Origin of the sequence: Pseudomonas sp. NY15437 (genome assembly GCF_048068435.1) — a bacterium.
Classification (GTDB): Bacteria; Pseudomonadota; Gammaproteobacteria; order Pseudomonadales; family Pseudomonadaceae; genus Pseudomonas; species Pseudomonas nitroreducens_B.
In genome coordinates, this window is sequence record NZ_JBLUQC010000007.1 from 309,024 (window position 1) to 326,995 (window position 17,972).

Below are 17,972 nucleotides of genomic sequence, written 5' to 3' on the forward strand. Positions count from 1 at the left end.
GTGCATGCAGCCGGTGTGCGGAAGGGCTTAGGCGGCTTGGGTTACCGCCGAGCCGGCCAGGGTTTTGCGATGAGCCTGGCTCAGGCGAGTAGCCCAAGTGACCAGCATCACCAGGAGGAAGAACGCCAGCCACAGGCTACCGATGCAGAACCACTCGATGGGGGAGAGCGGGCCACCTTTACCGAACATCAGGGTGGTGGTCAGAGCGCAGGCCACAACGAGCAGGGTCATGGCGATGTAGGCGGTACGGAGAAACGCTTCAGAGATCATGTTGGTAGCTCCTTCGCTATCCTGGTGGGACCGATCTGTGTCGTAGCCCGGCAAAGTGCACCGGCTATGTTGGCTGTATAACCGCCAGTTTCGGGCTTTCAAGGACCGAGAAATGAAAAACCCCGCCGAAGCGGGGCTTGTTGATCAGCTGCAGAGACGATCGACGTCGAAGAGCGGGTTCACTCGGGAGAGCAGCGTGTCCATCTGTCCTTCGGTGTACCCGGCCTTCAGGTTGCTGATCGTGGCCGTAAGGGTCTGGTGTAGGAGGATGTAGGCGAACATCAATTCATTGTAGCTGGGGCATTTGGTTGCAGGCTTTTCGATGGCGACATCCCACTTGGGGACGTCGTGGACGCTCCAGAGAACCTCATCGATAAGACAGGTGGCACCTGCTTCGGTGATCAGGACCTGTCGCCCGTTCATCTTGGCAACCTCTTGGCCATTCCAGTCGACGATGGACTCGGTGCCTTCTTCGATCGTGGTCACGCCGTCAGTTCTGGAGATCTCACAAGGAACAATCGCAGTGAGCGTGTCCAGTGTTCCGATGAGGGGGTCGCCAGAAACTGGATGGTAGGCGTAGAGGCGAGGGGTCTTAGACATTTGGTGGCTCCGTCTTTGCTGGAAAGTGGAGCCATTTTTCGGTCAGTTCGAGCGTGCCACCACCGTGTAGCTCACAGCGCCGGCGTGAAGTTCGGACAGTGTTTCCTTACCGCTCCAACCAGGTCCTCCTGATTGAACGGCTTGGTGATGTAGTCGGTCGCACCGTTCTTCTTTCCCAGGGCGATATCGAACAGACCGTCCTTGGAAGACAACATCACGATTGGAACCGCCTTAAAGGCGTCCCGGCTACGGATCAGTTGAGAGGTCTGGTAGCCGTTGAGTCGCGGCATGAGAACGTCGATGAAGAACAGATCAGGCTTGAAGTCCAAGGCCCGGGCCAGACACTCGAAGCCATCCACCGCGCAGAGCACTTCGCAGCCGGCCTTCTGGAGCATGACCTCACCGGTTTTGCGGATAGTCCGGGAATCGTCAACTAGCATGACGCGCAGGGGGGAGTTGCTCATACGGTTCCTCTGAAATCGTGCCTTCGATGGCAAGACCGGCGAATAGTCGCCGGTCTGATACCTGGATTCCAGCGTAGTTGGCTTGCTACTTTCCCAGCTGGCGGCCAGGGAGGGTAGCCTGAGCAATACGCATTGCTTCGCTCATCGAAGGCAGGCCGGAATACCTGGTTCCGTCCGCACAGCAGGTCTCCCAGTGCAGCGGCGCCTGGCCTGCACGGCTCGGTGCGGCACTGCTCCAGATCCGAGCTCCCGACTCATGTTGATAGATGCCCGGACGAGTCCGCTTCCATCCCTGAATGGCCTTGCTCACGAGTTCACCTCCGACTGCAGCGGGAGGCCAGTAGCCTGGTGCATGATCACTTTGCGTTTCGTACCAGCCTCCAGGCGATAGATCTCAACCTGCCCAGCGGCGATGGCGTCCCGTAGTTCCTGCTCTTCCCGCGGAGTGACTTCAGCCGTCAGGTGGGCCGCGACCACTTTGTGCAGTTTTCCATCTGCCATCAGGGTGAAGGTCGGACCTGGGCAGATCTTTGCGAAGGTTGCCGAGTGGCTTTGTGCCTGGTGCTTCCAGCCGAAGAGCACACCGTCCACGGTGTCAGAGAGCTTCGGGCGCTGAGTCTTGGTCATTGGATTGCCTCGTTGTTGAAGATTCGAGGCGTATTGGAATTCTCATCCTCGCGTGCCAGAAGCAGGGAAATGAGCCCCCCTTTTTGAGTTGTATCAGGCGTTTAGATGGCGACAATCGGAGCCTGTCCATTACAAAGCTCCCTCGATATGACGCCACTCACCCAGATCAAGATCGCCCGCGGCTTGTTCAAGGCCCCTCGCCAACTCACTGAGATTGATCGAGCTGCACTGGCAGCAATCAGCCGGTTGGGAGGTGTTGTATCGGATGCAAGGGCACTTGGGGAGCTGGTGGGGTCAAGCGAAGCGAACCCCAATAATCAGCGAATGCAGGGTGGCAGGATGATCAAGCGGCTCGAAGAGATGGGGTTCTTGGAGCGCCAGACTCAGACCGGTGACGCTGAACACTACGCACTGACCGAGTCAGGAAAGTCGGTTGCCTGGTCATCCGCGAGCTTCGGTCCGGAGCATCAGGCACTCCTTGCGTGAACCCATGCCCGCCGGCCTGGCGGGCGTTGACCATCCCCATCAGCCTTGGTCGACAACCTCTCCCATCTCCTGGATGCATTGATCCAGCTTCCCGGGATTCTTCCGATCAGACAACGTTCTCACACCTGCCAAGGCAGTGACCTCCGTTTGGGCCTTTGAATGCCCGTGATTGGCAGCAACCGAGAACCAGCAGTACGCCTCGAACTGAGGGTCGATGGCGGGGGCTTTTCCCAGTGAGTAGCTGAGCCCGAGTTTGTACATGGCCTCAACATCCCCCGACATCGCACGTTGCTTGAGAGTCTCTGCTCGGGACTCGGTGGAATCTGCCACCTGGTGCACCGGAGAGGCGACTTTGTCGACTACAGGGGATTTCGAGGAAGCCGCTACCGCAGCACTCGATTTGGTAAGGGCCAGATTCAGTGCTTTCACTGATTCAGCATCACCGGTGGCGGCCGCCTCTTTCAGCAACACCAGCCCGCGGCTGGGGTCGTTCAGGCCTGGCTGATAGGTGTTGTTGAGTAGTAAGGCAAACTCCCGCTTTGCGCGGACACTCGATGTGGATGCCTTCTCCATCAATCCAGTGCCATAGGGGATGTCCTTGCTGACCCCCTTGCCCAGAAGGTAGTCCCAGGCAAGAACACGGGTGGACTCTGCATGTCCTAGGCCGGAAGCCGTGGTGAGATATGCGACTGCAATCTCGGGATTCGCCGGCACCCCCTCACCGTTCTGGTAGACCTTGGCCAGTTTGTAGAGGGCATCCATGTTCCCGCGGAATGCGCTTTGCTCCAGGAGCTCGATCATGCTCCCTGTATCGCCGGTGGAGCCCACCCTTTCTGCTTCGGCCAATGCCTCTCGCCCAGCGTCGGGCGTAGGCGTGTCTGCAACCCGAATCTCAGGCCCGGTGGCAATAGGGGTTGGTTTCGCGCCGGCGGGGAAAACCTGAACCTCTGGCTCCTGCGGCTGAGCTTGCTCCTCGCTCGGCGCGGGGATTCGCTCAAGGCCGGCCACCTTTTGCGTCGTCCGTTGCTGCTGCGGGTACGCCTGAAGCGGTTCACGCGCGAGGGGCTCGTCGAAGGGGTTGCCCGGTCGATGAGCGTCAGTGCTGCAACCAGCTGCGAGCAGAGACAGTAGGAAGGTAGCGGGGATACGGAAGCGCTTCATTGAGAGGGGTCCTGGCCGAATCCGCGAAAGGATTGCAGATTCGCCAGGTGGACCCAACCGAAAGCCGGGCCCGGGTTTCCGATGTAGGAGGGCACATTCAGGCGTTGAGCAATGCCAGGTCTTCTTGGGTGTGCGGGGTACCGCCGTAGTTCAGGCGGCGGTACAGCTCTTTCAGGACGGTCTCATCCTCCTGATAGTTCAGCTCGATGCAGGGGAAGATGATGTTGTCGAATCGACGGCGTTTATCTGCAGGGCTCAAGTCGCGATAGAAGATCCCGCCGAAGATGCAGATTTCGCCAGAGATGAAGCGAGCAATTGCTGTGATTCGCTGCTGCCCATCGATCAGCCATCCGGACATACGGGTGTCGTTGCCGTCATTGTCAAAATCCCGTCCATTGACGACGTAGTAGCCCGTTCCAAGGCCAAGAAAGATGCCTTCGACGTACTTGATCTGTTGGTCAAGGGTCCAACAGAGCTCGCGTTGCCAGGGCGGCAGAACCAGATTCAGGAGTTCACGTTCTTTCTCAACTGTCGCTCGGGCAGGGGTGCCCTCCCACAAGGCGCTGATCGAGTAGGAGCGCTGCACCCCCTCAAGAATCGGTACGGGAAGTACAGGATGGTTCATAGAGCCCTCCAGGCTGGACTGAATTCTTGAAGCGTGTTGCTGCTTTGATGAGCTCATGTTCCAGCTTGGGCCGGCGTGCCACCAGCACGCCTGGCCTATTTCCCTGCCCTAAGTCCAGGCGCTGAGTACCTCTTGGGGCACTTCCGCTCGCAAGGTCAAAATGCATTGTTGTTCAGCTATGTCGTAGAACACCACTGCTTCGCCCTTGATAAGGGCCTGGCGTACGCGTTCGACCTTCACCTCTTCCGGAGTCTCGTCACCCCCATCGGTGCCGTCCCGGCTGACGAAATCCCGCATCAAGTTGTCCAGCGTCTCGGGCTGCAGCTGGTCGTAGGGAATCAGCATTCGAAGCCCTCAGCCGATCTGGCGCGCGCCATCGGTGCGAAGCAGCAGGCCGCGACTGCACGGGTAGGTGAAGTGGCCGTCGGGCCAGCGCACTGAGACGCGCTCCCCTCGGCAGCCTTCCATTCGGCAGCGGTGGACCGCGCCGGTGGCCATGCCTGCTTCGGCTCCAGACTGGTCGTAAACGAGATGCTGGGTACACTTGGGGTTGCTCATAGGATCACCTCTGATGACCTTGGTGGCCGATGAGGTGATTGTGGCCGCCCCTGGCTAGTGCCAGAAGCGGCGGCGGATCAGTTCCGGGTGACGCAGTGATTGATGAAACTGCGGATCATGTCGCGTTCGGGGCGGGCGTCGATCAAGAATCCGTAGAAGGACTCAGCGCGCTGCGGATGGAACCCGAAGCCTATCTGCTCTGCAGCCTGAAGGTCCCACAGCATCGTGGAGTCGGGGACGAAGCTCGCCATCAGGAAATCGCCGCTGATCTTCGGTGCTGACTGGAGCTTAGGAATCGTGTGGAACTGACTGTTGAGCCTCAGCGTGAAGCTACGCGCGGTGTTCAGGATGTTCTGGTTGTTCTCCCCGGCATCATAGAGAGCTGTGACCTTGATGCCGCTCGGGCCCGAACAGCTGAAGAGGAGTTTGCCAGTCCCGTTCCAGGTCTCCTGCTCACCTTTGAGGTAGACCGCCCCCTGCTTACCTTCGATGACCCAGTTGGGGGGAAGAAGGCCATTGTTAACCAGGGCCAGGCTGGTTGCTTCCGACACCGACAGCAGTTGCATCTTTCCGCCACCCACCTGTGCCATCTTCTCGAACAGCAGCGGACTCACACCCACACGAATCAAGTAACTCGTGATTGCAGCGCTAACGACCTGGCCGACATCGAGATCGGAAGAGGATGCGGTCTTCCTGAAGAACCGGTGCACTCCGATTTGTGCTTTTTGATCCGCAAATCGGAAGTGGCCACCGCCAAACGAAAGCACACAGGCGCTGTAGCAGACACCTGGGAGCGGCTTGCCGTACTCCCCGCTGTATTTCCCGATCGATGTGTTGACCCCACGTCGCCTGAGGGTGTCGCCCAACTCCATGGCGGCCACAAGATCGCCGCCGGCAGAGTCAAAGGCGAGCATGGGGACCTTCGGTCCGGCGCGGTCCAGGGCCTGGGTTACCTCTTTGGTAGTGCTGGTGGTGATCTCCCCGGAAAGGTAGATCTCCGCCGGCGCGGCAGTACCGTCGGGATAGGTGCTTTGCAGAACCTGAATTTTGGCCTGGGACGCTAGGGTTATCCCGGCCAGGGCCAGTCCAAGCGCCAGCGAGATTGCATTCCTGAGCCGGGAACGATCTGCACTCGACAGCATTACAGGTCGAACCGCTTAAACACGATCTTGCCCGTAGGGGTCTCTTGTACGAGATCGCCGTTCTTCTGGACAAGGAAGCGGATGATCCGCTTTCCGTCTTTGTCGATCGCGGTAACCGAGTCGTTTTCATTGCTCCAGCTGGCGACTGCCACGTCCTGGCCGTCGGCGCTGATGTTCTTTTCCTGAATGACCGCGATGCCGACAGTTCTACCCTTACCGTCTTGGGTCTCCATAGTTGCCTTGTAGGCGCCGACAATAGAGTTATCGCAGCCGGCAAGCAGAGCGAGAAGGATGGCGAGGGCGGATCGCTTCGAAACGGTGGAGGTGAGCATCGACTCTTCCAGAGTGAAGGGGAATCACTCAGAAGCTACCGAGTTGCTGGATCTATGCCAGCCAAAGCGAGGCCCGGAAATTCAGGCCTTTGGCTTGCGGCGGGACTTGGTAGTCTCAGGCTGTGGGATGTCCTGCAGTCCAGCCTTCACCATTCGACGGTACTGGTCGCGCTTCGGCGGGGGAGCCAAGGGCATGATATCCGGAGCTGCGATACCCTCACGCTGGGCCAGCCGGGACACGGTCTCGGCGTACGCCTCCTGGTAGTTACGGGTCCCGATACTCACCCTGATCTTGGCGTTGCCATCAGAGGTTTGGTTTGTGGCCCAGTGAGCACGATAGGGGGGCGTCTGAGAGACAATCAGAGAGATGCAGGCAACCGGCTTATTGATCCCAGCGGCACTGTGGTTACCTGGAACGATGCCAAGCATCTTCTCGATGTTGTCCCGCCATTCCATCGCCGCCTGCAGAGCTTGCTCCAAGGTCATCTCGGAGGTCGGTTTGAAGGTCTGGTAGTAGTCCCGACGACTCTCCTTGGCTCCTTGCTGAATCATGGGCCGGTAACCAACGATCTCTTTCTGCTGGTTCCGGAGAACTACGATGCGGCGCATGCGGAAGCGGGAGTCATCGATCCAACGACGTTGCCTGGTCAATTTGGGGCTTGCCAGGTCCAACGAATTGGCGGTCTCGGGGGAAGACGGACGGGGGGCAGAGAGGGGCACGGACAATGTTCCTTATCTATGGCCCTCAAATCAGCGCTGGGCCTTCCGAAGCCCGGCTATGTTCGCAAACATTCAGCCCGAATCAACTCCAATTGTCGGGCCGTAATTTCAGTCATATCCCCTGATGATCTGGAAAGGGTAGGGTGCGGCTGGCCCTCGCCGGCGAGCGGCCATACGCATGGAAGCGTCTACTCCGCCACTTTGAGCCAAACGGGTCCATGCCTGTTGGCTCAACAGGCGTGAGAAGGCTCAGGAATATCCATTGCGGCAATACGACCATCGCCTTACAAGCTGGCGGAGGTATGCGCCTGATGAAGGCGATCAAGGAAGCCGGCTCACCTAGCACGGTTGCTTAGGAACTGCTGGATTTTCCCCTGATGCGCTGGCGCTGAGCGCCTTGGTCATAGCGGACGAAGTCGTCCAGACTCTCCATTCGCGGTGCAAACAACTGCTCCAAGTCGTTGAGACGCCCCAAAACCATTGCCACGCGGACCACGCTGTCGAATGCCACGCTGCGCCCAGCTTCAAGGTTGGACAAGGTGCCGACACCAATGCCGGCGCGGGCGGCCACCTCGGACTGCTTCATCTGCTGAGACAGTCGCTCTTGGCGTAGGCGAGTGCAGATCCGCTTGACGACTTCATCCGGCTTGGCAAGGTTTAAATTCAGCATTTCGAGGCTTAAACCATAATATCTGACTTAAGAATCGGAATTATAGAGTTATCGCGGCGCCTGGGAAGCCTCGCGCCCTCTGGATTCCGAATTTGCCGCGAGCATTTCCGAGAAATAAAGCCTGTCACAGATGCTCGTAATCGTACTCATCGACGCATAACAGTAGGTCACCAGGCGGGCCAGCCAACGTGTATCAGGGGCGGTTAACACTTTATCCTTCAAACAAACGATCAAACCCTGCAGGGGCCTCCCCGAACGCTTCGCGTAACAAGTGGCGAGTCTCCTCCAGTGCATCAAGCAGTTCATATCCCGCTTCCTTGTGAACGCCACCGCTAAGGGTGGCGCCTCCAATCAAGCCCATTGCGAACGCGAACTGCAGATCAGCCGCTGGCTTGTCGCGACGGTGAACTGCAGCTTTGATGTCGTCCAAGGTGCTCAGAAGGACCCTGGAGAAGGCCACTGCATTAGCTTTGCTAGTCATCGCGAATCAGAGTCCCTGCCAGGTCTCGTAAGGATCAGGCGTTGCCCGACCAGTAGCCGGTCTTTACTTCGATCAGATCGAGCAGCCTCTCAATCAAACCGGCAGCGTACAGCTGGTCGTTCATCATTTCGTCTTCATCGCCGGTGCTATGGAATCGGGCGTAGGCAACGGGGCCAACCTTGAGGTGGCCCTCGGCATGCTGATCATTGCAGAAGCGTAGGCGCAGGGCCGATAGGCCCTCGCTCATTGCTTCTTTATGTAGCCCCGACCTGATCCGCTCTGCAAACATCTCGGCAACCTGGTCCAGGGTGCCCGCGTACCTGACAACGTGAATGAGGTCCGCGGCGTCCTTCGGCTCCTGTCTTTGATCCATGGCCAGAGCTTTCAGGATGACGAAGGCGGGGACGTCGGCAAAACGGATGCGCTCAGTTGAAATCCCTTGGCCATCCAATAGTTCACAGGTGACCTCCCTCTCCTTGAACCAGTCCGCTGTGATTCCCGCGTACCTGATGGGCATGGCAGAGACGTCTTCACCATTGATGTTGACCGCGCGCCTTGGAGCGGCATCACCCGCATCACGAAGTAGTTCAACTACTACTACGGTGTGATCATCCACTCTACGTTTCCACCGCCAAGAGGTAGGGTTCCCCTTGTCGTTGATCACCCTTTCGAATCCCCGTTGTTTCAGTTGTTTAGCAAGGGATGCGTACTCATCACCGTTGGCCAGGAGCTCGAGGTTGATCACTACATCCACATCGGATGTTCCTGCGTGAGCAGGCACCTCCGGCGGAGCCTCTGGCGTGAGGTACCGCGGGACCAGGCCTCCAATGAGGCGTAACGTGTCTTTCAGGGTCCCAAAGGCGGAAACCATGGTCAGCATTGTTCGCTCACATGCGTTGGTGACATCCGGGCTGTAGCCGCCAGCTGTCTTAGGTTTCATATCGCCCATGTAGACTCCATTTTCTCCCGGATGTACTGGGCCAGCTCCTTGTTCCGTCCCCGCCCATCAAGCAGGTCGAGGTAAAGGACAAAGGGGCTTGCCAAACTGCATTGGTCGTTGAAGGTTTGAGTGAACAAGAACGCCGAATGGTCGCGCTCTACAATCTGCACGTTGGCCCCCTTGGTGGTGGGCTTTAGCTTCAGGGTTTCTATTAGTGCTTTGGTCATCCCAGGGTGCACGACCAAGTCGACCATATCAGCCTCGGTGAGCAGGGGAGCGTAGGCATTAGCCGCAGCTGCCCCGGATAGGATGCACTCTCCCGAGATATCCTTCTCATGGATCAGCTCGGAAACCTCCCTCAGAAGATTTTTCCGGTTTTCAACAAACAAGTAGCCCCTCGTCTTGACCTCTGCTCGCAAGCGCCAATCTTCAGCCCAGGCATCGAGCAGCTTGCCAGGCTCAACCAGTCGCCGGCGCAGGGTGCGACCGCCACCCATCGAATCGCACCACTCTCTTCGCTCGAGTTCCTTCAGGACGACCGAACAGGTGTACGGTGATGTGTGCGCCATCTCCGCGAGTTCAGCGCCAGTCAGCCATTGGTGAGCGTGCATGAGCAGTGCATGCACTACGCCTTCGCGCGCATCAGTGAAGAGCGAAATGGTCTCTGGCCTTGAAGGACCCTTTGAGGGGTGAGCGATGTTGATGAGCCAGCCTTTCGAGCGAAGGTAGAGACTGCCGCTCTTCTCGAAGTAGGCGATCCCCCGTTCTTTGAGCGATTGCTTGGCGCCTGGGCTCAGGGTTTCAGCTGCGACAAGCCTGATATGGTCCTGGTCGTGAGTGGTTTTGGTTGCTTCATCTAGCACCCAGACAGCACGCTGAATGTCACGGGGATACGCGTTGCGCACCACCTCTACAGCTACCTGGACTGATCCCTCCATACTTTTTAAAGTGAGCAGGGCGTCAGGGGCTCCTTTGGACGGCGAGAGGCCATTCACCGGTTCAACCTCGGCGACACCCTCCAGCGCATCGTTTAGGGCGGCGGTGAGCAGCTCGATCATCTCGGCTTCGAACTGGACCGCGCTAAGCGTGGCAGATCCTGGATGCATGGTTCTTTATCTTCCAGAGGTAGGGTAGCTGGCCAGCAAAACATGCTGAATGCGCTTTAGTTTAGCTGATTTAGCTAGTTTAGCTGGCCAGCTAATGAGGCTAGTACAGCTTTATCTTAGGTCAAAACGCTAGTTTAGCTGGCCAGCTAATCTAGCCATATTGCCTAAACTAAATCAAAAAGCGGGTATTCGCAGGCTTGGCGAACGGTCAGAGATGAGCGCTCACCCCGCACAGATAGGCCTCTAGCTCGATACATTGGGACTGAATAGTTCCCACCAACTGGTGCAATTGATTGGCGAGGTCCCGGCGACGATCGGGTGAAACGTTCTGCCCATCACCATATAGCCCTTTGACGATGGTCTTGAGGGTGTCCAGCTGCTCGTCCTCAACCACGTAGGCAGTCGTACTCTCGAGTCGCGGGGAGAAGAGTTCGCGCCAGTGGGTGATGTGGCCGGTCACATCCCACGCAGACGCACAGGTAGTTTTCCAGCCCCCCTCGCAGTCCTCCGATGGGGGATACCACCGCACCACTGCCTGAGTGCCATCCTTGTATAGCCCTTGTACGGGTTCGGACCGCAGGGTGAAATCATCGTGGTTGGTCGCCACCGGTGGGTGGCTGATGCTCGTCCAGGCCATCGTGTATTCCTCGTTGTAACCCCGGCGCGCCCGGGAAAAGTTATGCGCGGCAACGGGTACCAGAAGCCAATTTCTCAAGCGCCTGGAGCAGTTGCTCGGCATCGTCCGCGCGGATCTGTACGACATCGGCCCCGCCGGCGAGACCCTGGCGGAGTTGGCGTCGGACCTCGGACTTCAGGAGCTTCGTCACAACAGCTTTAGTCCCGATCGCCTGGCCCCCCGCCCGGACCTTCTTCGGCCGGGCCTGGCCTGCGGCGTCCTCAAGGACAGCGAGTACGTCTCTTCCAGACTCCTCTGCGATACGCAGTGCCCGGAGAGAGGCTTCGAGCGAAGCCTTTCGGTTTGCTACCAGGTCTACAAGCTGTTGCGGAGCCTTCGCGAACTCCAGCAGCGAGCGAACATGGCGTATCGGCCTCCCGACAATCGCAGCGATCTCGATATCCATGCAGCCGGCTTGATGGAGGCCCTCGTACACCGTGGCGGCCAGGTAGGGGCGCATGCCAGCCAAGGCCATGCGGAACTCCGCCTGGACGGGGGCGGGGACAATCGCGCCAGCGCACACGGCGTCACGCACTGCTTGATATGGCAGTCCCTTCACAGTTCAACCTCCAAGGGGAGGATTTGGACTTCGTGGGCTTCGAAGTGAACGAGGTAGGTGTAGTCCTCGTCGGTATCCGAGCTGGCGTCGAAGGTGGCCAAGAAATCGGCTTCCGCGTACCGCCGATGTTGCGGGACGAGAATCGGATAGTGGCCCGTGCCAGTGCTGGTATCGCGGACACCAACGACCAGGTGCTGGTCGAGCCTGGAGAGCTTCTCACCTTCTTGCAGCATGCGGCCAATCACTTCCCTGATTTCGGCCGGTAGCCCGGACAAGTCGAGTTTGCTGAGTTCTTCGAGGTGATCGAGAAGGGGCTGAGTCTGGGTTGGGTGAAACATGGCTTCGCTCCTCATGAATGATGGAGCTGATGATCAGGGGTACCGGGGCGTGCCAGAACCACCACTGGAAAATGTGTTCAAGTGGGCGAGGGGGCTAGATGTGGTGTGTGCTGTTGATTCCAGGTGCTGACTTGGTCAGCGCCTGGAAGGAGGGAGGGGCAACTCTCAATCGATGGTAGAGGGTTGCTTGCGCTGGGAGCGTGGGCGGATCGGATTTCCAACCGGCTCAGGAGCCGGGTCAGCTGTCGTAGGCTCCTGCGCTGAAATGCTGTCCTGGGCAGCAATCCGGACCATCAGGTGATCGGTGATGAGGCCGAAATAGCTGGCGTGTAACTCCAAGGGGTGAACTACTCGATTCAAGACCTACTCCGTGTCTCTGATCTCCAGTGGGGACGACGATACAGCATTTGGGGTATCGGTCCACTTGGAATTGGGGAAGTGTTAATCGCTCAAAGGTCAACTTGCCGACTGAGGGCTGGCAACCTTTCCGAGTTTTTCCATGAAGTCCTCGACCGCCATGTCCTGCAGCTTGGAGATGCGATCGCGAAGGATCGACCAGCGCTCTTCCTCTTCCATGGCCATGTACTCGGCGCGGTAGCGACAACCGTCCAGGATCAGCTCCGTCGCCTGCGTCTGATTGACGACAAACACCACCTTGCCGTCGAGTTTGAGGTTCTCGCGAGCAAAGACCTCAGAGATGGAGTCACTGGGGTCGAGAGATGCATAGAAGCGACCGCGGAGGAAGTCCCCCTGGAAGATTTGCTGGCCCAGGAGGGGGCGCGCAGCATTCATCAGGATCTGGCCCGGGACCAGCTCCGGAATTTCCTTGAGGCCCGTGCAAACTGCAACGGGAGCTTTGGCCAGGTAGGTCAGGAGCTGGGATTCTTGATACTGCATAACGCGACACCTCATCTGTGTTGGTTGCAGCTATGGTCTCGGATGGAGTGAGTGACAGAAGCCTGGAGTGGAATTTCCGCCCACCGACTTGGCGTGCATACCGCCGGGGCTTCTGTAACGTTGACTGCCTCACTGCTGAAGCCAGATACCTGGCAAAGAGAGGCCCTCTTGATCCGTCGACTCGCCGTCATGGCTACCCTGTCCGCTGCCGCAACGCTGACTGCTGCCTGCAGCTCCGTTATCGAACAAGAATCCAAACTGAATGGCCTTGCAACCGCACAGCCGGCTGCGCTCTCTGCCAGCCAATCTCGAGCTCTAGCCTTCGACGACTGCAACTACATCGTTGACCATCTCAAGGCCCCGGCGAACGCCGGAACGAAGTCCCGGGCGATGTCTTACTGCCTCGGCGTTGATATCGCAAAGTACGGGATGAACTGAAACCCAGCATCGGCCGCAAAAGAAAAACCCCGCGTCCTGAGAAGGATCGCGGGGTTTTTTGTTGGCTCCATCTCCTGAAACCAGCTGACCTGGAAAGGCCGGCTGGGATGTTCAAGCAGCCGAAGCGTACTTGGCATCCACTTGTTGGAACTGGTCCAGCATCTCGCTGTAACTGATCTCGCCGCGGTTGTGCCGCGTGATGAGTTCCAGGCGATCGCACCCTTTCCTCCACTCGACCGTTGAAGCTACTTGGTCGAGAGTCTCTGGTGGTGCAATTGTCCGAAACCCTGAGTCGAAAGCGTCAGAGACAGCTTCGTCCAGGGTCTGGAACGTGAAGTGGGAAACCCAGCCGTTGGCCATAAAGACCTGGTAGCGGAATTTCCCGGGTGAGGAAGCGTCTGGCAGGAAGATCGCCCACTGGTTCCCGGACCAGTGCTTGACCGTCAACCCTACTCCTACCCGGTCCAGCTCTGTGAATACAGCGGTCAGCGCTTCATGGCGAGATAGGCTTTCCCGGACCATTTCTCGAACATTGGCGCTTAGACCTGACTGATCTGCATCTAGCGGTTGCCCGTCGCCCAGCAGCAGGCGTACGGACTCGGCTTGTTCCCTCATGCGAAGACGATTGGTACTCATGGGTGCTCTCCTGAGAGGCACTCATGCCCAGGGCAGGAAGTGCCCCGGGTTGGGATAGAAATGCGCCGGCGGGTGCCAGGGCGCTCGAACCACTCAATGTGGTGTGCAGCACCTGGCTTGCCAGGTTTTCTCCGTCCCTCAGAGACGTGACCGGCCGGAAAAGGGCACAGCATCAACCGGGCGGCCCAAAAAGTCGCCCGGAAGGTCTTCCACTAGAGGGAATGAGCGCCCCGGTTGGATGACCGGTTCACTCTGGGGTGCATGTGACGCCGAAAGGCGCGCATGCGGAGGATGGAGCCAGCGGTGTCTCCCCGGCTACCAGTAGAAGTTCTACCGGCGACCGAGGCCAGGAGAACAGTCCAGAGGTCTGGAACCGTACGCCTGGTGCTCAAAGTCCAAGGACTCAAGCAGGTAACGCGGATCTTGTATCACTGGCAGATGGCTGGAGCAACCCAAAAGGCCAAGATGAAAACTGACAGATCAAACCCGAGTAACGGTGATGAACTCGCCGTGTTGGTCACGTTGGGCGCGGCTAAAAAGCCAGCCGTCTTCGAGGCTGGCCAGGTCATCCCAATCGAGCGGGGTCAAAACGGCATTCCAGCCTGCCGCCAGATCGGTTGTGTAGTGGAGCGATCCGTTCGCGTCCTGCCGGATCACCAATTTCGGGACACCTTCTGGCAAGGAAAACCGGCGCGAGACGAGACTACAGGTCGAACACTTACCCTGGTTGGTGCAGCGACCGAACTGACCGCTCCACGCAGCCAACAGGGTGTTTTGAGATTCGCGCAAAGTGGGGAAGCTACGCGGGCGAAGTGCACAGCGAGGGGCTGGGTCGATACCGTCCACGCGCAGCCGATTGCGGCCCTGGCCGTCCGGGCCACGGGGATCAAAGGGTGGTGCCTCGAGGTAAATCGGCATATTGAGCTCCAGCTGAGGAAGAGATTATGGGGGCGATGAGGAGGCCCACGTGAGGGGCCAAGCGCCGGGTGTTACGTGCCGATCGGTGCTTCCTGGGGGCAGCGGTCCAAGTGCATCGCCAACTGCATGGAGGCGAGTTCGACGATCTTGGCCGGGGGCAAAGGTTCTGCAGCGATCGCCATTGCAGGACGGAGCACTCGGAAACCGTTCTTCGCTTCCCACTCAATCGCGATGAAGTGAATGCCAGGAACCTCATTCAGGGGTGGGGCGATCTGCCAGGTCTTGGTTGTTCTCGCGTACCCTGCCAGGTAGCCGAGCAGGTTTCCCCGAGCCTCCAAGGTCTGCTGATCAGGGGAGGAATCGAAGGAGGAAACAGCGCCCAGGTACTGGTCAGCTGGGTGAACACCAGGGTGTTTGCCATTGGCCTCGGCAATGATGCCTTTGCCGGTCAGAGCTGAGCGGTAGAGCTCTTGTGAGGCTGCACCGATCAGACGGACGCCAGACACCAGATTCATCGAGTAGAACCAGCACCGCACCGTGTCGATGTGGGGCTGGTCCTCCGTGACTTGCCAACCAGACTTTTCCAACCCTGCCTCAATGCGCTTGCGCATTGCTTCTCTGATTTTGTCCATGATTCCTGTGCCTGTGGTGTTGAATCGGACCTCCATCATCAGCGGATCAAGGCGTGACACCAGCCAGGGGAAAAAGCCAGGCCCACTTTGAGTTGTACCCAGCTTTTGGGTCGCTATCTTGGGCTCAGCATTAGGAGCTCACGTAACGATGGCACTCCCGCCGACAATCATCAGCCGCCGCACCTTCCTTGCAGGCCTACTTGCCGCCCCCGCGGTGCTTGCTGCCGGCCAGGCGTGGGGAAACGCCAATGCCGGCAGGCGCTACGACTGGCGTGTCGTTGCGCTGAACCGCGATCGATGGCTCGACCTCGAACGCCCGGACAGCAAAGAGAAGTCAACCTTTTGCTATTTCCGGCAAGGGCAAGGGTGGGATGTGCGTGGGTACCAGCAGGCTTGCGGCCTCCTGCGGGATGTGAGGTACAAGTCCACGGTCCGGATGAGCCCGAAGCTGCTCGACCTCCTATTCCTCATCCAGGTTTGGCTGCGGGTGAACAAGCTGCCTTACAAGATACTGGTGAACAGCGGCTACAGGACGCCACAGCACAACTCCTCTTTGGAGGGAGCAGCAAAGCAATCCCTTCACATTCAGGCGATGGCCGCCGATATTCGGATTCCTGGGCTCAGTGTCGACAACCTCGGCAGGCTGGCGCAGGCGATTGGCGTAGGAGGAGTCGGCTTCTACCCCGGTAAGGGCTTCATCCACGTCGACGTCGGCAAGGTCAGAACCTGGCGCGTTGCCCAGATGGATGAGCGAGAGCTTCACCCGTGGGCAGTTGAGCAACTGGACTCTTCCACAGACGCATTGTGGCTGGCCCAGTTGGCCCCTGAATGGCCAGATCTCATCGAAACTGGAATGCTGGCCTGAAACGGGCGCCTGGCTGGCTGTTGATGAGTTGCTGACTGTCCGCCTAGAGACTGATCCGGATTTCCACACGGCGGTTCGCCTGACGGCCAGATTCCGAGGTGTTTTCAGCAATGGGCTGGGAATCGGCAACGCCGCGGACTTCGATTCGGTCCTTAGAAATCCCATTAGCAGAGAGGTACTGCGCCACACTCTCGGCGCGGCCGTAACTCAGTCGCATGTTGCTCGGGTGAGCACCTACGTTGTCAGTGTGGCCGGTGATAACAGCGCGTTGCTCCGGATGTTCGCGCAGTGCGCCAGCAAGGCTGGCCAAACCGCTGAAGGCTTGCATCTGCAGATCGGCGGAGCCCGTCCTGAAGGTGATGTCTGACGGCGCCTTCACGACCAAAGCTTGGGTGCCTTGGGCCTGATCAGTCACCTGCTCAACGGTCAGTCCAGTCCCCTGCAGCTTTCTTTGCAACTCGGCATGCCGGCGGTCCAGGAGGTATCCGCTGCCACCGCCGACGCCTGCCCCAATGGCAGCACCGATGAGTGCTGCTCGGCCGTCTCCAAGTGCCGCCCCGATCAGGCCGCCGGCGACGGTACCGACCACAGTACCGACGGCTGTCCGGTCGATCTGATTCTCGCCAGTAGCTGGATTGGTCGTGCAGCCAACCAGTCCGATCAGGGCACCAGCGAGGCAAAGGGGCTTGATGATCTTGTGCATGATGGAATTCCTAGAAAGTGGAGCTCCATCATCAAGGCGGCCGGAACGTGCCAGAAGCGGGTCAAGCTCTCTGAGTGGTCAATCAAGTGCCAGCTTGGCTAGCTGCGTCGCGTCCCATTGGCCAGCGCGAACATCAACAATCTCTGTGATCAAGTGAACGCCTGGTCGTTTGATTGACTGAAGGCGTTTATAGAAACCGGCGAAATCCTTGGCAGGGTCAGTCCGGAAAATGATCGTCTGCTTGTTTTCCCTGACCGCTAGCACCTGTAGCAAACGCCTAGTCAGGTCTGGCCACATCCACTCCGGGATGGACTTGAGAGGTACGAGCAGGACGTCCGCGGCTCCAACTGCTTGCTCTATTTCGGGCTCCCAGTGTGGAGAGCAGTCAATCACCAAGCCAACGTCTGTTGATCCGGTTACCTCAGGGTAGAGTGGGTCGATGGATTGATACCCATAGCCCTTAGCCTGATGAAGTGCCCGGGCAATGGTAGTTTTACCACTTCCACCGATAGGACTATGAACAGCGATCGTCTTCATGACTGTCTCTCAATGAGATGATTTTCGAACCCAACATCTGCGATGCGTATGCGCCGAGGGTTCACCATTTTGCCATTTCTTGCCGCAAGGCATCCCTACTTGAAAGGCCAGCCGCAGTCGAAGTCGGTTTCGTCGATGGGCTTTGCCTGGGGCGAGAAGAAGTCATCCTGCTTGTCGGCATGAACCAGGGCTGCATCCAGGCGCGGCAGAGTCTTGGAGAAGCGAGTGGCGCTCGTACCATCGATGGAGTGTGCGCCAGCGGCTGAGCAGAGCTTGATGCGTTTGGCAGAGTTCACTCGCCCGACATGGAAATGGCAGTTCCTACGCCGCGCCAGCACGCCCCATGCGTTACAGGTCTTCAGCTTCCAATCAGTTGACCCGCCCAGGAACAGCCCGCAGCTGGGGCTAAGAAATTCTCGGACATCATCAGGTTCCACGCCGTCTTGTACCGCGATGAGAGTCAGAGTCGGAATTCCGGCCATTAGTTACCCCAGATTAAAGTCCTAAAATTAGTTTTCTTATGAAGAATCGATAGAAATCTAAGCTTGAAGTCTCATAGCGCCTGTCTAGCCTGAAGTGCCATCAATTCCC

At 58.4% G+C, this 17,972-nt stretch carries 28 protein-coding genes; 3 read left to right on the forward strand and 25 right to left on the reverse strand.

Annotation, left to right across the window (positions count from 1 at the left end):
* Positions 1 to 27: 27 nt before the first annotated feature.
* From ACNFIA_RS18320 to ACNFIA_RS18335, 4 genes are all read right to left on the reverse strand, one after another.
* Positions 28 to 270 (reverse strand): hypothetical protein, encoded by a 243-nt coding sequence (locus ACNFIA_RS18320; RefSeq protein ID WP_017519858.1) that lies wholly within the window; start codon positions 268 to 270, stop codon positions 28 to 30.
* Between the two features lie 144 nt (positions 271 to 414).
* Positions 415 to 870: a hypothetical protein gene (locus ACNFIA_RS18325; protein WP_416787381.1), complete on the reverse strand. Its 456-nt coding sequence runs from the start codon at positions 868 to 870 to the stop codon at positions 415 to 417.
* 71 nt (positions 871 to 941) lie between these two features.
* The gene (locus ACNFIA_RS18330; RefSeq protein WP_017519860.1) at positions 942 to 1,334 is read right to left on the reverse strand and encodes a response regulator; all 393 of its coding nucleotides are present in this window, start codon (positions 1,332 to 1,334) and stop codon (positions 942 to 944) included.
* A gap of 306 nt (positions 1,335 to 1,640) precedes the next feature.
* A complete protein-coding gene (locus ACNFIA_RS18335) occupies positions 1,641 to 1,961 on the reverse strand; it encodes a hypothetical protein (RefSeq protein ID WP_416787384.1) in 321 nt (106 codons plus the stop codon).
* A gap of 105 nt (positions 1,962 to 2,066) precedes the next feature.
* On the opposite strand from ACNFIA_RS18335, the gene ACNFIA_RS18340 reads away from it, so the two are divergent.
* A complete protein-coding gene (locus tag ACNFIA_RS18340; RefSeq protein WP_416787386.1) occupies positions 2,067 to 2,447 on the forward strand; it encodes a hypothetical protein in 381 nt (126 codons plus the stop codon).
* Positions 2,448 to 2,486: 39 nt separating this feature from the next.
* Here ACNFIA_RS18340 and ACNFIA_RS18345 read toward each other — a convergent pair whose 3' ends face one another.
* From ACNFIA_RS18345 to ACNFIA_RS18415, 15 genes are all read right to left on the reverse strand, one after another.
* Positions 2,487 to 3,608 (reverse strand): tetratricopeptide repeat protein, encoded by a 1,122-nt coding sequence (locus ACNFIA_RS18345; protein ID WP_416787389.1) that lies wholly within the window; start codon positions 3,606 to 3,608, stop codon positions 2,487 to 2,489.
* A 97-nt stretch (positions 3,609 to 3,705) separates the two neighbouring features.
* Positions 3,706 to 4,233, reverse strand: a complete 528-nt coding sequence (locus tag ACNFIA_RS18350) for a DUF262 domain-containing protein (RefSeq protein ID WP_416787392.1) — start codon at positions 4,231 to 4,233, stop codon at positions 3,706 to 3,708.
* 108 nt (positions 4,234 to 4,341) lie between these two features.
* Positions 4,342 to 4,578: a YheU family protein gene (locus tag ACNFIA_RS18355; RefSeq protein ID WP_416787394.1), complete on the reverse strand. Its 237-nt coding sequence runs from the start codon at positions 4,576 to 4,578 to the stop codon at positions 4,342 to 4,344.
* Between the two features lie 9 nt (positions 4,579 to 4,587).
* The gene (locus ACNFIA_RS18360; RefSeq protein ID WP_416787395.1) at positions 4,588 to 4,791 is read right to left on the reverse strand and encodes a hypothetical protein; all 204 of its coding nucleotides are present in this window, start codon (positions 4,789 to 4,791) and stop codon (positions 4,588 to 4,590) included.
* A gap of 77 nt (positions 4,792 to 4,868) precedes the next feature.
* Positions 4,869 to 5,933 carry a hypothetical protein gene (locus ACNFIA_RS18365; protein WP_416787398.1) on the reverse strand — a complete coding sequence of 355 codons (1,065 nt, stop codon included), beginning with the start codon at positions 5,931 to 5,933 and terminating at the stop codon, positions 4,869 to 4,871.
* On the reverse strand, positions 5,933 to 6,265 hold the full coding sequence (locus tag ACNFIA_RS18370; RefSeq protein ID WP_017519888.1) for a hypothetical protein: 333 nt from the start codon (positions 6,263 to 6,265) through the stop codon (positions 5,933 to 5,935). The genes ACNFIA_RS18365 and ACNFIA_RS18370 overlap by 1 nt, the downstream gene beginning before the upstream one ends.
* Before the next feature lie 81 nt (positions 6,266 to 6,346).
* Positions 6,347 to 6,985, reverse strand: coding sequence for a hypothetical protein (locus ACNFIA_RS18375; protein ID WP_416787401.1), 639 nt, complete (start codon positions 6,983 to 6,985; stop codon positions 6,347 to 6,349).
* Between the two features lie 352 nt (positions 6,986 to 7,337).
* Positions 7,338 to 7,655, reverse strand: a complete 318-nt coding sequence (locus ACNFIA_RS18380; RefSeq protein WP_017519890.1) for a helix-turn-helix domain-containing protein — start codon at positions 7,653 to 7,655, stop codon at positions 7,338 to 7,340.
* Between the two features lie 211 nt (positions 7,656 to 7,866).
* On the reverse strand, positions 7,867 to 8,085 hold the full coding sequence (locus tag ACNFIA_RS18385) for a hypothetical protein (protein WP_235154336.1): 219 nt from the start codon (positions 8,083 to 8,085) through the stop codon (positions 7,867 to 7,869).
* Between the two features lie 85 nt (positions 8,086 to 8,170).
* The gene (locus ACNFIA_RS18390; RefSeq protein WP_416787404.1) at positions 8,171 to 9,085 is read right to left on the reverse strand and encodes a hypothetical protein; all 915 of its coding nucleotides are present in this window, start codon (positions 9,083 to 9,085) and stop codon (positions 8,171 to 8,173) included.
* The gene (locus tag ACNFIA_RS18395) at positions 9,073 to 10,134 is read right to left on the reverse strand and encodes a type IV toxin-antitoxin system AbiEi family antitoxin (RefSeq protein WP_416787407.1); all 1,062 of its coding nucleotides are present in this window, start codon (positions 10,132 to 10,134) and stop codon (positions 9,073 to 9,075) included. The genes ACNFIA_RS18390 and ACNFIA_RS18395 overlap by 13 nt, the downstream gene beginning before the upstream one ends.
* A 256-nt stretch (positions 10,135 to 10,390) precedes the next feature.
* Entirely contained in the window at positions 10,391 to 10,819 is a 429-nt protein-coding gene (locus ACNFIA_RS18400; RefSeq protein WP_416787409.1) for a hypothetical protein, read from the reverse strand.
* A gap of 40 nt (positions 10,820 to 10,859) precedes the next feature.
* A complete protein-coding gene (locus ACNFIA_RS18405; protein ID WP_416787411.1) occupies positions 10,860 to 11,333 on the reverse strand; it encodes a hypothetical protein in 474 nt (157 codons plus the stop codon).
* 80 nt (positions 11,334 to 11,413) lie between these two features.
* On the reverse strand, positions 11,414 to 11,755 hold the full coding sequence (locus ACNFIA_RS18410) for a hypothetical protein (RefSeq protein WP_416787413.1): 342 nt from the start codon (positions 11,753 to 11,755) through the stop codon (positions 11,414 to 11,416).
* A 456-nt stretch (positions 11,756 to 12,211) separates the two neighbouring features.
* On the reverse strand, positions 12,212 to 12,652 hold the full coding sequence (locus tag ACNFIA_RS18415) for a hypothetical protein (protein WP_416787416.1): 441 nt from the start codon (positions 12,650 to 12,652) through the stop codon (positions 12,212 to 12,214).
* Positions 12,653 to 12,703: 51 nt separating this feature from the next.
* Between ACNFIA_RS18415 and ACNFIA_RS18420 the strand changes: the two genes are divergently transcribed.
* On the forward strand, positions 12,704 to 13,090 hold the full coding sequence (locus tag ACNFIA_RS18420; RefSeq protein WP_416787418.1) for a hypothetical protein: 387 nt from the start codon (positions 12,704 to 12,706) through the stop codon (positions 13,088 to 13,090).
* Positions 13,091 to 13,201: 111 nt separating this feature from the next.
* Here the strand turns inward: ACNFIA_RS18420 and ACNFIA_RS18425 are convergent, their stop codons facing one another.
* From ACNFIA_RS18425 to ACNFIA_RS18435, 3 genes are all read right to left on the reverse strand, one after another.
* A complete protein-coding gene (locus ACNFIA_RS18425; protein WP_416787421.1) occupies positions 13,202 to 13,726 on the reverse strand; it encodes a hypothetical protein in 525 nt (174 codons plus the stop codon).
* Positions 13,727 to 14,206: 480 nt separating this feature from the next.
* Positions 14,207 to 14,644 (reverse strand): hypothetical protein, encoded by a 438-nt coding sequence (locus ACNFIA_RS18430; protein ID WP_416787423.1) that lies wholly within the window; start codon positions 14,642 to 14,644, stop codon positions 14,207 to 14,209.
* A 71-nt stretch (positions 14,645 to 14,715) separates the two neighbouring features.
* Complete coding sequence (locus tag ACNFIA_RS18435) at positions 14,716 to 15,276, reverse strand: hypothetical protein (protein WP_416787425.1); 561 nt, start codon at positions 15,274 to 15,276, stop codon at positions 14,716 to 14,718.
* Between the two features lie 148 nt (positions 15,277 to 15,424).
* On the opposite strand from ACNFIA_RS18435, the gene ACNFIA_RS18440 reads away from it, so the two are divergent.
* Positions 15,425 to 16,141 carry a YcbK family protein gene (locus ACNFIA_RS18440; RefSeq protein ID WP_416787427.1) on the forward strand — a complete coding sequence of 239 codons (717 nt, stop codon included), beginning with the start codon at positions 15,425 to 15,427 and terminating at the stop codon, positions 16,139 to 16,141.
* Between the two features lie 43 nt (positions 16,142 to 16,184).
* On the opposite strand, the gene ACNFIA_RS18445 is transcribed toward ACNFIA_RS18440, so the two are convergent.
* From ACNFIA_RS18445 to ACNFIA_RS18455, 3 genes are all read right to left on the reverse strand, one after another.
* Positions 16,185 to 16,844: an OmpA family protein gene (locus tag ACNFIA_RS18445; protein WP_416787430.1), complete on the reverse strand. Its 660-nt coding sequence runs from the start codon at positions 16,842 to 16,844 to the stop codon at positions 16,185 to 16,187.
* Between the two features lie 78 nt (positions 16,845 to 16,922).
* Entirely contained in the window at positions 16,923 to 17,381 is a 459-nt protein-coding gene (locus ACNFIA_RS18450; protein ID WP_416787432.1) for a hypothetical protein, read from the reverse strand.
* A gap of 95 nt (positions 17,382 to 17,476) precedes the next feature.
* A complete protein-coding gene (locus ACNFIA_RS18455; protein ID WP_416787435.1) occupies positions 17,477 to 17,863 on the reverse strand; it encodes a hypothetical protein in 387 nt (128 codons plus the stop codon).
* Positions 17,864 to 17,972: the final 109 nt, after the last annotated feature.